The organism is Methanosarcina sp. MTP4 (assembly GCF_000970045.1).
Taxonomy (GTDB): Archaea; Halobacteriota; Methanosarcinia; order Methanosarcinales; family Methanosarcinaceae; genus MTP4.
Window position 1 is genome coordinate 3,304,916 of the sequence record NZ_CP009505.1, and the last position, 14,148, is coordinate 3,319,063.

Consider the following 14,148-nt stretch of genomic DNA (forward strand, 5'->3'; position numbering starts at 1 on the left):
AGGATAATTATCAACTCCATAATATTTAATGAGAGTATTCGAGGATTATCTCAGGCAACGCAGGCTTTTCGTGGTAAAAAAGCGTGAATAACCCCGGGACAGGAAAAATGCTAACATATCCTAAAATGGAGGAGTTTCTTGCTCAACATACTGGTGATAGGAAACGGGCAGTGTGGAAACAGAATCCTTGATTCTGTCAACAAACATGCATTCGGCGGGGGTAAAAGCGGCAAGCTTGTCAAATTTTACTCCAAGCAAAAGTTTAAGAGTAACGTGCAAACCATCGCCTTCAACACTGCTGTCAATGACTTAAAAGAAATGAAATTCACAAAAGCAAAGGACAGAGTTCATATCCCCCACCTGCATGGCGTCGGTGCAAACCGGAACATAGGAAAGAAGGTGTTTGAAGAGAAAAAAGAGATGATCATGCGCCAGATCGAAGAGAAGGGCAATTTCGATATCGCCTTTGTGGTAACCTCGGCTTCCGGCGGCACAGGTTCTTCTTTTACCCCCCTCCTCGTAAAGGAGATGAAAGAGCGCTATGATTATCCGGTTTACTGCATCGTGGTCCTGCCTTTCAGGGAAGAAGGCACACTCTACCTCCAGAACGCGGCATTCTCTCTCCGGGAACTCCGCCAGAGCGGAGCGGACGGGGTCATCCTTGCGGACAACCAGTACCTGAAAAACATCGGCGGCAGCATCCAGGAAGCCTACAACGGGATCAACGACATGATCGCCGAGCGCCTGCTCTTCCTCCTCGACGCCCTGGACAGTGAAATGATGATGGTAACAGACCTCGGGGACTTTAAAACGGTCATGAGCGGAGGTGCAGGCCTGGCGACAATCGGCTTTTTCAGGGCTGAAAAGGAAATGCCGATCAAAACAGCTATCCAGAACGCCCTTTCCCCCTCAGGCCTCCTCTTTTCCACAGACGTCTATGATGAAGCCAGCAGGGCAATGGTCATCATCAAGGGTGACCGGAAATTCCTGAGCATAGACGATATCTCAAGCGAAATAGAGAAACTTTCCGGAGCTGTAGGACATGTTTTCAAGGGCATAGTCGTGCGGAACGGCGAATTCCCCCAGGTTCTTTCGGTCCTCACCCTGGAATCCGCCCACGAACTTGAAGAACTCTACAGTGTAGCCGTCCAGGCCATTCATCATGAAAAAGCGAAAAAGCAGAGGGTAGAGGAAGGAGCCGAACTGGACAAAACCTTTTCCCAGCTCGAAGGCCTTGAACCCGAATACTAAAAGAAAAAAACTGCGGAAAGCCTTTTCAAGCTTTCCTATCCCCATTTTCGTTTTTTGAAACTCCAGTCCTGCTTTTACAACCTTTTTAGAAAATTTTTTAAAAAACGGCTTTTTAAAAACAGTCCGTTTATATTTTTTGAAAAGTTCACTCTGTTTAGCTTCTGCTAGATTCTGCTAGATTCTGCTAGATTCTGCTAGATTATGCTAGATTATGCTAGATTATGCTAGATTATGCTAGATTATGCTAGATTATGCTAGATTATGCTAGATTCTGTTAGCTTCTGTGTAGCTTACTCTGGGATATTAGCGGGCTTACGGGGGGTTATGCGCCTGATTTTTTAACTTATCGGGATTACAAGCCTGAAACCGTTAAAAGACTCCACCATAACCGGTAGGCCGTATACTGTTTCGATAACTTCGGGGGTGATAATTTCAGGGCCTCCCCTGGCATAGATTTTCCCGTTCCTGATGATAAGAAAACTGTCAGCGTAGCGGAGGGCCATGTTGATGTCGTGCATGGTCAGGACCACGGAGATGCCCTGGGCTTTTGCGATCCCCCGGATGGTATCCAGGATATCTACCTGGTTTTTGAGGTCCAAGTTGCTGGTGGGTTCGTCAAGGAGAATGAGTTCGGGCTCCTGGACAAGGGCTCTTGCAATTGCCACCTTTTGAAGTTCACCCCCGCTCAACTGGTCGATGTAGCGAAGAGCCAGGTCTTCGAGGCCCAGTGCGTTTACCGTTTCCTCAACGATTTCCCGGTCCCGGGCTTTCACGCTCCAGCCAATCCGGGGCTTGCGGCCCAGAAGAATCGCATCAAAGGCGGTAAGCCTTCCCGTTTCCGAGCGCTGGGCGACATAGCCGAGCCGCTTTGCGACCTCATCCCTGGCAAGGGTATGCAGGTTTTCCCCCTGCACCATAACAAGCCCCCTCTTCGGCTTCAGGATCGAATTTATGCAGCGGAGAAGCGTGGACTTCCCGACCCCGTTAGGGCCAAGCACGACCATTACTTCTCCGGGCAGGACTCCGAAATCAATACCTCTCAAAATTTCCCTTGTACCGTAATCAAACCCAAGATTTTGAACTTCAAGCATCAATGTCTATACCCCCTGACAAGCAGGTAGAGAAAAAGGGGCGCTCCCATGAATGCAGTCAGGATGGCGACGGGAAGCACATGAGGCGCCATCATCATCCGGGCTGCGGTGTCCGACGCAAGCAGCAAAAGCCCGCCCACAAGGCAGGAAGCCGGGAGCAGGAAACGCTGGTCATCCCCCACGAAACGACGGGAGATGTGCGGGCAGACAAGCCCCACAAAACCAATAACACCAAGAAAAGCAACAATAAATGCAGTCACCAGGGAAGCTGCGAGCATACCCCAGAGCCGGATCTTTTCCACATCCACTCCGAGCCCTTTGGCAGTCTCGTCCCCGGCGTCAATAGCATTGTAATTCCAGCAGTTCAGGTAGAAATACAACAGTGAAGGAAGTACAACTGCCGAGATGATCGCAAGGTCCCCCCAGTCAGCCCGGCCTACATCCCCGAAAGTCCAGAAAACAACCGCCGCAAGCTGGACATCATCCGCAAAATACTGAAGGAACATCGTCCCTGCCGTAAAAAGGGAAGAAAGAGCAACCCCGGTTAGAATCATCACTTCGGGAGAAGCCCCCTTATACTTTGCAATCGCCAGCAGTATGAAGGTAGTAAGCATTGAGAAAAGGAAGGCAACGGCGGTGGTGATATACGGGTTGTTCAGCATTACCGCATCCGCCCCGGTGCTCCGCATGGTGCCCGAACCGAGTACGATTACGGAAAAAGCCGCTCCAAAAGCAGCAGCATGCGAGATTCCCAGGGTGTAAGGCGAGCCCAGTGGGTTCCTGAGAATGGACTGCAGGGAAACCCCGGCAACCGAAAGCCCTATCCCTGCCACAATCGCGGTGAGAGCCCTGGGCAGCCGGATCTGCCAGATAATCGTGTTCGAATTGCCCAGGTCTTCCCCTAGAAGCACTCTTGCGACATCCATAACGGAGACATTTGCAGCCCCCACAGCTATTGAATGAAGAAAGAGCAGGATCAGCAGAAGAATTGAGAGGAAAATAAATGTGAATTTCCTCCCTATATACCTGGAGTAGGCAGAAGAAACCGAATCTCCCCCTAATTTTACCCCGGATTCGTTTACCTTATTCATCCCAGCAGTCTTGGTCAAGTCCATTGTAGCAGCCTTTATTGAATCATTAAAGATTAAAGGAGAGTTGTTAAGGAGAAGAGTTACCGGGGGCTTTTCAGCCCTTATCCGGATCAATCAAGCGAAAGTTTTCCGAAACCTCCGTCGAAACCGATTTCCATCATATCATATACAGGCTGACCCAGCAGGAAGGTATAGATCTCATCGGCTTTGGCCACAGAGTCAATATCCTCAAACTCCTCGGGGTAAATCACGGTACCCACATAGTAAGACGCGGCAAGCACCGAGCCGTGGTTCGAGGAGTACCAGTTGTAAGGCAAAACCCCGTAGACCTCTCCCTTCTTCACCGCAGTCAGGCTCAGGTAAGCAGGGTCCTCCTTAAGCTCGTCAAGAGCCGAAGGTGTTGTCTGGTAGGTAGACAGGTCAACGAAAAGAATGTCAGGATTCCATTCCATAATGGCTTCCTTTGAGGCGTCGGCGTGATCCGTACCCATCTCACCCGCAACATTCTTTGCATTTATGAACATGAAAGGCGGATAGGTAGGTTCCGTGGACTGGAAACCGTGCGGGCCCGCGTAAGCAATTCCACCCACGTAAACACTCATTTTTTCCTCGTCAGGGATATCCGCAGTCCGGGACTCCAGGTCGGCGATAGCAGCATCAAAGAATTCAACAACTTCCTCTGCTCTTTCCCCCCTGTCCATGACTTCTCCCATGATCCGAAGAGAACTGTACATGTCTTCACGGTAGACTCCGAGGTTCCCGCAATTAAGCGCAACCACGGGGATGCCGGTCTTGGCCGAAAACTCATCCGCATCAGCGGGAGAAGGCACATAGGTCCAGAAAATCACATCAGGATCAGCTGCAACGACCTTTTCGGGGTCGGTGTTCCCGCGGAATTCCCCGATAAGGGGCATTTCCTGGAGCCAGGGGTTTGCGATTGCATAGGGCCGGCGGTTTTCGTCCTTACGGAGTTCGATATCTTCTACCCCCACCACAGCGTCCTGGGCCCCCAGGTAGCAAAGATAGCGGAGGGCTCCTGCCCCCTGGCAAACGACTTTTTCAGGGTTTTTCGGGACGGTTACCGTCCGCCCAAGCCCATCCGTTATAGTTATCATTTCCGTGTCCGAACTGGCGTCGGAACTTTTGGCAGCTTTGTGCCCGCTTTCATCCCCGGCATCCGACTCGGAAGAGGAGCCAACACACCCGGCTGACACACATGCCGCCACCAGCACAAGTACGAGGAGAACACACAGATATTTTTTATGAATCACACAAACCAACTCCATATTCCATGAACACAACATGCGTTTCATTACCGGAAGAACTTTCAGATCAGATTTAGTTCAAAACCTGCAACAATCATATGTAGATAAAAATTCTTATGTTTCTGCAAGATAATAATCAAAATTTTAGTAATACCAAGTTATATGGATATTAGTTTTAATGTATAAAACTTACGATTTAGTCAGCGATTAATGAAAACAAATAATCAATAAATGAGGGACAGTAATAAACACCGTTAAGGGAAAAAACGGGAGTATTAAAAACAGAATATATAAAGAGAGGCAAAAAAGTAACAGCTTTAGGCCCGTATTTCCAAGCATATAAGTGTCGCTTGATATCGAACAATTTGCTTAAATTAAACTACGCGTTATACAGTGCCAAATTTCAACATCGCAATCAATTAACCTTGTAGACTTGAATAAAAACATATCTGCACTAAAAAGAAGGAAGTTCGGTGACAGGGACAAAAGTTGCCGAAGCAAAAAGTGCAGTGGCAAAAACACAAAAACAAAAAAACTCAAAAAACTCAAAAACACAAAAACAAAAAAACAAAAAAACTCAAAAAAACATCAACAATTTTTCCTGAAAAAATGATCAAAAGGGCCGCCTGCCAGAAAGACGAGACGACCCTTAAAAATCCTAATTATGTTTCGGAATTACCTGGTAATCATCATTTCAGCGGTCTCAGGCTTGTAGAGCCATTCCTTGGGGAGTACCTTTTCCTGATGGTAGTACTTAACAAGTCTGCGGATCTTGGATTCGGTCAGCTGGAGAGAACGCTTGTTGTGGACGTCCTTCTTGTTAATTGCAAGGTGCTTCCTGAGTCCGAGGGCCTTGACGATCAGGTTGTAGAGGTCTTCAGGGACATTTGGAGCAACATTGTTTTCCTTGAGGATAGCTGTGATCTTCTTGCCTGTGAGAAGTTTCACGTCAGGAACTCCGTAGCGGTCCCTCAGGATCATTCCGATTTCTGAGGTTGCTACACCCTGTTTCCAGAGGTCAAGCACTACTCCGGTAGCCTCTTCCGCACTAACCTTGCACCACTCTGGCACTTCGGTCCTGTTGGGTCTGGTAGATGAAGACTTACCTTTACTTCTTGTATGCATTTTAGCCATGTGTCATTCTCCTGATATCGATTGATCAGCACCCGGAGGTCCATGTTCCGGGCTGAAGTTATATCTTTACCGATTATAACGGACCAATTACACCGATCGGGAGATTTTTTTCCGTCACAGCAACTACTGCCGTATGACTTTTTACAGGATAAGTATTCCTGAATAAAGCGGGAGTTTTTCGGTAAAAGCGACTCTAGTAAGCTCAGCATGTAATATATACTTTGTGTTGAAGGAAAAGGCAGAGGAAGCGGCGAAAGAACCTCTTTTCAGGGCTGAAAAATTTATTCTTGCAGCACTCTTCAAGATTACCGCCCTTAACAGGGGAAGGAGAGATACTGAAGTAAGAGAAATACTGAGGAAGGAGAGAAGCCTTCCCCGGAACTCAGGAAGGTCCCCAGAGGCTCAGGACTATTCGAGCCCCTCCCGGATTTACCTGCCTGTAAACCGATTCCACCTGGGCATCCCTGAGGACCTGTGCCTCTGAGAAATCATCAGCCTCAACCATGCCCGAAACGGTCCGGTTGATTTCCCCCGAAAACTCAGCTTCAAGCCCTGTCCTTATTTCCTCCTCAAGAACGGCGAGCAGGAGGTCCTGAAGTACCGGGAGGTCGGAAGCTGAGACATTCTCGGGGCTGATTCCGGATTCAAATTTAAAATCGGCTTCAAGCAGTTCCGCGAAAAAAACCAGGAACGCTTCTTCCGGACTTAAGGAGCTCTCGGACCCGGGACTTTCCGGAACCCCGTAGAGCAGCGTCTGCATGGACTCATCTGCGTCCTCTCCAAAAACCGAACCGAAATATTCCGATGGGAAAAGAAGTTCCGATACCGCCCTTGCCCCTTCAAGAGCAGCGGCATCAAGGACGGAATCAAAAGCTACAGAAAGGTTTTCCGCGGCTTCCCCCTCGGAAACATTGAGGGAGCTTACAAGGACGGTATCACTCACAGGACTCAAGATAGCTTCTTTTGAAGGGGCATAGGTACCAGGAGGCATGGAAAGCTTTGCACTCTGCCGGATCGCATTGGCAGGCGCTTCATCCCCGATGATAAGTTCGCTCCCGAGAGAGAAGGCTTTCACAGGATACCAATATGCTTCAAAGCGATAGGAGAACCTCCCTGCAAGTTCCCGGTCCAGGTAAGCCGTAACAACATCCGAAACCCTTGCGTTATAATCGGCAACCAGGGGATTGAGAGGAACGGAAGAGCCATTATCCGAAAGCATAAGGGAAAGGGCAAGGTATTCTGCAGTCAGGTCGGCAAAAGTACGGTGCTTCTGCTCTTTCCCAAAAAGGGTGCGCACAGGACTTTCAACCACGGAATTTTCGGGCAGGTCAAGCCCTAAAACCGAAAAAGGGGAGATTTCATAATCAAAATCTTCAAACTTGCAGGAGAGAAGCGTCTCCAGCAGGTGGGAATCCATTTCTGAGCCTGCTGTGTAATAAGCCGCTTCATACTGCCCCCCTGCCTGCAGGGAAGGCATAAGCAGAACTCCCGCAAGTGAGATCAGAACAAGCAAAAAGAGGGCATCAAAGACCGTGGAATAAGCGGACAAATCCAACGCCCGGTGTTTTCTGCCTTCCAAAATTTTCCCAATCTTCCGGCCCAGAACCGTCCATTTCCTGTCTGTCAATTATTCCGACCCTCCAATAATTATATCCAATGCTCTTCGGCTTCTCGCAACTCATTTATTTTAATCATATCCAGAAATTGAATCCGGAAATTAAATCCAGAAATTGAATCCGGAAATTAAATCCGGAAATTAAATCCGGAAATTAAATCCGGAAATTAAATCCGGAAATTAAATCCGGAAATTAAATCCGGAAATTAAATCCGGGAATTGAATCCAGAGAGTTTCATTTACTCCCGATCCCCTTTTCAAACCCACCCCGGTTGATAGAGTACAACTGTTAGAGTCCCAGGGACCGATTCTGCGGGGTTCAATTCGATAACTACCGGTACGGAGGCAGCAATACGGTCCATTTCTTCAAGGAAAAAAACAGGGTCTATGTCATCTGGAATAATCTCCCACTTACATTTTCCATCCAGAGTCCTGACCTCAATAAGGAAAACATAATTTTCCGAAAAAGCCGCAAAAAGCCGTTCCCTTTCTACATTCCCCTCAGAGCCCAAAAGTCCGTCGAGAACCTCGGCAGAGAGGAGGCCAGGATTTCCAGCCCTCAGGACAGGAGACCCGGCAAGGGATTCTGCCAGGAGAGAAGCGCTTTCGTAGTGTTCAAGGGCAAAGGAACGATCCTCGTAGCCCAGATAACCCTGGGAGAGCAGGGCGGCAAAGACAACAAAACCGATTACAGCAAGAGCTGTAGAAAGGAGGTCAGCCTGAGGCTCGAGCACCCCACTTTCGTCCCGGAACAGCCCGGAAAAGGGTTTTCCGGAAAGCTTGCCCGGAATTATTCCTGAAATTTTTCCAGGAACCTTCCAGCTAACAAGAGAAAAATCATTGATAGATGAGAATACACGCAAAACCCGAAACCACCTCCCCTTCCTTAACATAAATAAATTCCTTCCTTATCGAGACATCTTTAACAATATCCAGCTCCTTTTCCGCGGTTCCGACAGCCAAAAGGTACTCCTTTATTTCCGAATAGCCCGCAGGCAGGGGGTCTTCTCTGCCCCCTTCTGCCCCGAACCTGTCCAGGAGCTTTTCCCGCAGAGTAGTTTCATTTAAAGGCAAAACCCTGAAAGTAAAAGGTTTTACTGCCCTGACCGTTTTTCCGTCAATTTCGGTTTCCAGCCGGAAGTATTCCCCGGAGACGTATGCATCGACTTCCCGCTCGAAAGGAGAAGCCCGAAACCGACCAATTCCTTCAAAATGATAGAGGACCTCAGAGGACTCCCCCTGGAAACTTCCGGCTCCGACCTCATCAACAGCAGCTTTGAAGTCCATGGAAACGGCATCAAGCTCTTCTCCGGCTTCAAAGTCTCGGAAACCGGCCCCCAGCTGAAAAAGGGCTGCAAAAAGGACGACACTTGCAAGAATAAGGGCCGCTTTTGAGATAAGGAAATCAGCCCATGCGGATTCGTCCTCCAGAATTTTCCTCAGCGAATGTCCCCTGATCCTGAAAGTCATACCCAACCCACCGCTTCTTCATCTACTTCTTCATCTACTTCTTCATCTACTTCTTCACCCACTTCTTCATCCACTTCTTCATCTGCTCCCTGCAAACCCTCACTTTCAGATCCGGAAACCAGCACGAATAACCTCCCAGTCTCAGGTTCAATAGCAGTTTCAAGAACCAGCCTGTGCCGTCCGGAACCCAAAATTGCAGGCCCTTTCATGGCCGGACCCGAAAAGCTTGCTGATGAGGCGTGAAAACTTTCCCTCCCTCCCATGCTTAAATAATAATTGTGGGCATCTGCCGGCCATTCTCCTTCCCTTCCGGGAAGGGCTCCGAAACCGACTTTTACATCTTCTGGGATCCTGAGCTCCAGGGTAACCTCACTACCCGCTCCACGAAGAGAGAGCTGTTCGGCCGCAACTGTAAGTTTCGAAACTTCAGCCGCAACTTCCCGTTCCTTTTCATCCTCAAGAAACCCGGAGAGGAAAATAGAGGAAAGCACCAGAAGAGCGGCAAAAAGCAAAGCTCCCACCGAAAGCCTGAAAGGCAGTCCGAAGACTGCAGACTCGTCACCCGAAATGGATACCCCTAAAACCGAAACCTGACCAGCCGTAACTCTAACCCCACTCTTTGAATCCCTGAAATTACGGAATAAGAATATACAAAGTTTGCAATAAGTATATAAAAATTTTTACATCCAAAAAAGATTCAGTAATTAAAAGAGAGTTTGAAGGAAAAAAGAAGGGGACGAAAATTAAAAGAAAAGAGAAAGCAGAGAAAGCGGAAAAAACGAAGAAGACAAAAAACAAAGAAAATCGAAAGAAAACAAAAGAAATTGAAGGAATAAAGAAAATCGAAAAAGATATTAAAGAGAAAAAGTCCTGCGGCTTTACTGCCGTGAGACCTTTCCAATAACTTCTTCCAACGTAAGAGAGTCCTGTTCTCCGGATTCCATGTTTTTCAGGGTCAGTTTTCCGGCTTCGAGTTCCTTTTCTCCCACGATTACCACATAGTCGGCATTAATGTTGTTTGCAAAGGAGAGCTGGGCCTTGAAGTTGCGCTCCATCAGGTCTACATACACGGGCACGTATTCCCTGAGCTTGTTTGCGAGTTTGACAGCTTCCAGGTGGGTTGCCGGTTTTGAGACCAGTACCAGTTTCTTCGGTTCTTCGGGCTCAAGTTCGCAGATTTCCATGATCCTGTCAAAGCCGATCCCGAAACCTGTCGAAGGCACGTCACCGCCGCCAAAAAGCTGGATCAACTGGTAGGAGCCCCCGCCGCAGACCTGCTTCTGGGCGCCCAGGCCTTCACCGTAGACTTCAAAGACCATTCCGGTGTAATAATCAAGCCCTCGAGCAATCCCAAAGTCCAGGGAATACTCAACACCGTATGCGTCAAGGAGTTCCAGGGTCTTTTCGAAACTTTCGAGTTCCGGGATGGTTCCTACGATTTCCTTTACCTGTGGGAGAATTCCCTTGCCTTCCAGTTTGATCAGCCTGAACAGGTTTGATTTCAGGGTTTCACCGGTATCGATCTCTTCGAGCAGGGCTTCGAGCCCCTCATACTCTTTCTTGTCCACAAGCCGCATTATCTTGCTCACGGTCTCAGGGTCAAGTTCCTGCAAAATAGTGCGGATCACGGCCAGGTTCCCGATTTTCAGGTCACCTTTGATCCCTGCAGCCTTTAACATTGCATTTGCCAGGGCAATGACCTCGGCATCTGAGTCGGGCTTGTTGGTCCCGATAAGCTCTACTCCGAACTGCCAGAATTCTCTGAAACGGCCCTTTTGAGGGCGCTCATAGCGGAAGCAGTTTTCAAAATAGAACAGCTTCAGGGGTTTAGGGAGGGCCTGCAGTTCATTTACATACATGCGCATGACAGGAGCCGTGAGTTCGGGCCTGAGGGTCATGGCCCTACCACCCTTGTCCATGAAGTTGTAGAGTTCTCCTACGATCCCTTCCCCTGACTTCAGGGTGAAGAGGTCCAGATGTTCGAACGTGGGAGTAATAACCTCGCTGTAGCCCCAGTTGCGGGCAACATCCCTCATTATGCTTTCCACGTACCTTCTCCGGGAAGTATTGGCAGGTAAAAAGTCCCGGGTCCCTCTTGGCCTATTGACTGTCATTTTTAAAAGCACCTGAATTCGATCGAATTAAACGAAATTATCGGTAAATGAAACAACCGGTAAATAGAATTTATCTTTGATAAATAATCGGTAAATGAAATATTATGTGAACCAAATATTATGTGAACCAAATATTATGTGAACCAAATATTATGTGAACCAAATATTATGTGAACCAAATAATATATAAATGGAATAACGTGCAAATGGATTTCGAATGGTAGTAGTTAAAAACAAGCTATTTTACCTTTTCGATGTTTGCCCCAAACCCGCAAACAGGGGGTACGAACACTCATGAAAACAAGATATAAACACAGAAATAGTATATTAATTTTGTAAAATAAAGTAGAATGGATTCCAACAGGCATATTTTTCGAGATCAAACAACCTCAAAGCAAATAAAGGCAAGTTTAAACCTACTAATATAATAAACAACTTAATATACCTGATTCACTGTAAATATTTGCGATTAACGTGTCAGAGCAAAGAAGTGTACCTGTAAGGGAGCATCTGCTGAATCTGGAACCCTGCCGACATGGAGGGCTTATCCAGGAAACTTCGGAGAAATACGGGATTCCCGAAAGTGAAATTCTTGATTTTAGTGCAAACTTCAACCCGTTGGGAAGCCCCTTTGAATATCCTGGAAGTGGACTGGACTTTGATGAGATTATAAAAAATAGTCTCGGAAAAATTCTGGAATACCCTGACAACAGATATCTGGAGTTCCGGGAAGCCGCAGCCAAATTCGTGGGGCTTGGAGTATCCCCCGAGAATATCATCCCGGGAAACGGCTCGACAGAAATAATCCGGCTCCTCGTTGAATGTGTGATTGAGAAGGGAGACAAAGTCCTCATCCCCTGGCCCACTTTCGGAGAATACGAAATGCAATGCCGGATAATGGGGGCTGAGATCGAATACCCTTCCCAGGAAGAAATTGAAACCCTTCCGGACGAAGTCCTGGAAAAGGCAAAAATTCTGTTTATATGCAACCCGAACAATCCCACCGGAAAACTGCGCACAAGAAACCAGCTGAAAGCCCTTGCAGAACGTTGCAGGGCCCACAAAACCTTACTTTATGTTGATGAGGCCTTTATCGACCTATCTGACCCCGCCCAGAGTGTGGCAGACCTCACGACCTCCAACGACTATGTCTTTGTAATGCGTTCGCTTACCAAAGCCTTTGCAATTCCTGGTGTCAGGATGGGCTTTGGGATTGCTTCTCCCGGAATGGCTGGAATCCTGAACACTGCCCGACTTTCCTGGAACCTGGGGACAATCGCAAATGCGATCGGAACCGCCCTCCTGAACATGGAAGGCGGGGCCTGCAGCCAGTACCTTGAAGAATCAAGAGTCGCAATCAGGGAAGAAGGAAGGCTCCTGAAAGCAAAGCTTGACAGGATCAGGGGTTTTGAGGTCGGCGAAGTAAACGTCAATTATATCTTTGTCGACATCAGCGGGTTCATGCTTGACTCAGGGGAACTGAGCAAGCGCCTGGCAGCCCGAGGAGTCCTTGTTAGGGACTGTGCCAACTTCCAGTGCCTGGGAAAGGATTTCATAAGAGTTGCAGTCAGGCCCGCAGAAGAAAATGACAAACTAATATCCGCAATCGGAGAAGTGATTACCGAATGGGGCAGGGAACAGGCGAAGCAGGAACTCCAGCATGTGATTGAGAAGGCGGCTGAAGAAGGAATAGGCGGCCGAAAGACCTGCGAATACTACCCCTGTCACTTTGAAGGCCAGAACTGTACTTTCTGCTTCTGTCCATTCTATCCCTGTGAAGACGAAAGGACAGGCGGAAAATGGATTAAGAGTTCCAGGGGTGGGAAGGTATGGAGTTGCGTAGACTGCCACCTTGTCCACAAAACGGAAATCGCCCAGCAGATCCTGGACTGCCTCATGCATGAAGGCGATACCGAAGAGCTCGTGAAAGTTGCCTGGAAAAAGGTGATGGAGCCCATTTTATGATCATTCCGGACAGCGGACATCTTGCGCTGGTACTCCTGCTAGCCGCGGCCCTCGATGTTGTGTTTGGAGAGCCCCCGGCAGCCGTACATCCCGTGGTCTGGATAGGGAAACTTATAGGTATCCTGAAAAAAGCGGCCCCAAAAACCCATAGGAAACTATATGGGGTTGCAATGGCGCTTTTCTGCGTGCTTTTTGCAGCCCTGATAGGTTATTCGGCGATCTACATTGCCGCCCTTCCCTGGATGCCAGGAATTTTCGGGTTTCTGATCGAAGCTTACTTCCTGAAAGCAACCTTTGCTATCCGCTGTCTTCTCACCCCGGCCCGGGACATATACAAAAACCTGGAGAAAGGAAAACTTGAAGCGGTCAGAGAACTGCTCCCTATCTACGTGAGCCGGGACCCTGAAAAGCTGAACAGGACCCAGATGTCATCGGCAGTTGTAGAGTCCGTTTCCGAGAATTTCGTAGATGGCATACTGAGCCCGATATTCTATTACGCCCTTTTCGGGGAGCTCGGGTTAGTAGCCGCATACGCATACAAAGCCATAAATACCCTTGACTCTATGGTAGGCTACAAAACCGAACCATACAGGGAACTCGGATACTTTTCGGCAAAGTCCGACGATGTGCTCAACTGGATCCCTGCTCGTATTTCCGTGTTTTTTATCCTTATTGCAGCCTTTTTTATTGCTCTGATCCCGAGAAACGAAGGAAAAGTAAACCCTCTGGAAAGCATAAAAAGCGCTATAAAAGACGGGGCAAAAACCCCTTCTCCGAATTCAGGATATCCAATGGCAGCCACTGCAGGGGCCCTCGGGGTGAAGCTCGAAAAACCCGACAATTATGTGCTTGGGGCAGCGTATTCTCCCACGGAAATAAAGGATATAAAAAGGGTATCCCAATTGATAGCAATCGCATCAGGGTTCTCACTTGCCGTCTTTGCGGCAGTGATCCAGATCCTTTACGTCCAAATAACAGCGATTCTGTATCTGTGACCCTGGCAGAACCCGGATAGAATTTATCAGGATAATAGTATCTGAAGATTGTTTATCGGAATATTATTTACCTGAAGATTGTTTATCGGAATATTATTTACCTGAAGATTGTTTACCCGGATATAGTAACACTGTGAATAATCGGGATTAGCCCAAT

The 14,148-nt window shown here is 48.0% G+C and carries 13 protein-coding genes; 4 read left to right on the plus strand and 9 right to left on the minus strand.

The genetic code is table 11. The annotated features are described in order from the left end of the window. Positions 1 to 138: 138 nt before the first annotated feature. Positions 139 to 1,251: a cell division protein FtsZ gene (locus MSMTP_RS13835; protein WP_048180534.1), complete on the plus strand. Its 1,113-nt coding sequence runs from the start codon at positions 139 to 141 to the stop codon at positions 1,249 to 1,251. 338 nt (positions 1,252 to 1,589) lie between these two features. Here the strand turns inward: MSMTP_RS13835 and MSMTP_RS13840 are convergent, their stop codons facing one another. The 3 genes from MSMTP_RS13840 to MSMTP_RS13850 all read right to left on the minus strand — a co-directional run bounded on the left by MSMTP_RS13840 (position 1,590) and on the right by MSMTP_RS13850 (position 4,704). Next, on the minus strand, positions 1,590 to 2,342 hold the full coding sequence (locus MSMTP_RS13840; protein ID WP_052718410.1) for an ABC transporter ATP-binding protein: 753 nt from the start codon (positions 2,340 to 2,342) through the stop codon (positions 1,590 to 1,592). Further along, on the minus strand, positions 2,342 to 3,433 hold the full coding sequence (locus MSMTP_RS13845; protein WP_156153842.1) for an iron ABC transporter permease: 1,092 nt from the start codon (positions 3,431 to 3,433) through the stop codon (positions 2,342 to 2,344). The genes MSMTP_RS13840 and MSMTP_RS13845 overlap by 1 nt, the downstream gene beginning before the upstream one ends. 110 nt (positions 3,434 to 3,543) lie before the next feature. Further along, on the minus strand, positions 3,544 to 4,704 hold the full coding sequence (locus MSMTP_RS13850) for an iron ABC transporter substrate-binding protein (protein ID WP_231582795.1): 1,161 nt from the start codon (positions 4,702 to 4,704) through the stop codon (positions 3,544 to 3,546). Between the two features lie 467 nt (positions 4,705 to 5,171). Here MSMTP_RS13850 and MSMTP_RS20235 point away from each other — a divergent pair, with 467 nt between their 5' ends. Continuing rightward, entirely contained in the window at positions 5,172 to 5,303 is a 132-nt protein-coding gene (locus tag MSMTP_RS20235) for a hypothetical protein (protein ID WP_255350978.1), read from the plus strand. A 70-nt stretch (positions 5,304 to 5,373) separates the two neighbouring features. Here the strand turns inward: MSMTP_RS20235 and MSMTP_RS13855 are convergent, their stop codons facing one another. From MSMTP_RS13855 to hisS, 6 genes are all read right to left on the minus strand, one after another. Next, positions 5,374 to 5,832, minus strand: coding sequence for a 30S ribosomal protein S15 (locus MSMTP_RS13855; protein WP_048180540.1), 459 nt, complete (start codon positions 5,830 to 5,832; stop codon positions 5,374 to 5,376). A 382-nt stretch (positions 5,833 to 6,214) separates the two neighbouring features. After that, on the minus strand, positions 6,215 to 7,459 hold the full coding sequence (locus tag MSMTP_RS13860; protein ID WP_156153843.1) for a hypothetical protein: 1,245 nt from the start codon (positions 7,457 to 7,459) through the stop codon (positions 6,215 to 6,217). Between the two features lie 245 nt (positions 7,460 to 7,704). Next, positions 7,705 to 8,310, minus strand: a complete 606-nt coding sequence (locus tag MSMTP_RS13865; protein WP_052718411.1) for a hypothetical protein — start codon at positions 8,308 to 8,310, stop codon at positions 7,705 to 7,707. Then, positions 8,285 to 8,917 (minus strand): hypothetical protein, encoded by a 633-nt coding sequence (locus MSMTP_RS13870; protein WP_048180543.1) that lies wholly within the window; start codon positions 8,915 to 8,917, stop codon positions 8,285 to 8,287. Before MSMTP_RS13870 ends, MSMTP_RS13865 begins: the two co-directional genes overlap by 26 nt. After that, the gene (locus tag MSMTP_RS13875; RefSeq protein WP_197076092.1) at positions 8,914 to 9,438 is read right to left on the minus strand and encodes a hypothetical protein; all 525 of its coding nucleotides are present in this window, start codon (positions 9,436 to 9,438) and stop codon (positions 8,914 to 8,916) included. Before MSMTP_RS13875 ends, MSMTP_RS13870 begins: the two co-directional genes overlap by 4 nt. Before the next feature lie 357 nt (positions 9,439 to 9,795). Beyond that, a complete protein-coding gene (hisS, locus tag MSMTP_RS13880) occupies positions 9,796 to 11,031 on the minus strand; it encodes a histidine--tRNA ligase (RefSeq protein ID WP_048180546.1) in 1,236 nt (411 codons plus the stop codon). A 474-nt stretch (positions 11,032 to 11,505) separates the two neighbouring features. Between hisS and cobD the strand changes: the two genes are divergently transcribed. Next, positions 11,506 to 12,996 carry a threonine-phosphate decarboxylase CobD gene (gene cobD / locus MSMTP_RS13885; protein ID WP_048180549.1) on the plus strand — a complete coding sequence of 497 codons (1,491 nt, stop codon included), beginning with the start codon at positions 11,506 to 11,508 and terminating at the stop codon, positions 12,994 to 12,996. After that, positions 12,993 to 13,991 (plus strand): cobalamin biosynthesis protein, encoded by a 999-nt coding sequence (locus MSMTP_RS13890; RefSeq protein WP_048180552.1) that lies wholly within the window; start codon positions 12,993 to 12,995, stop codon positions 13,989 to 13,991. The genes cobD and MSMTP_RS13890 overlap by 4 nt, the downstream gene beginning before the upstream one ends. Positions 13,992 to 14,148 lie beyond the last annotated feature (157 nt).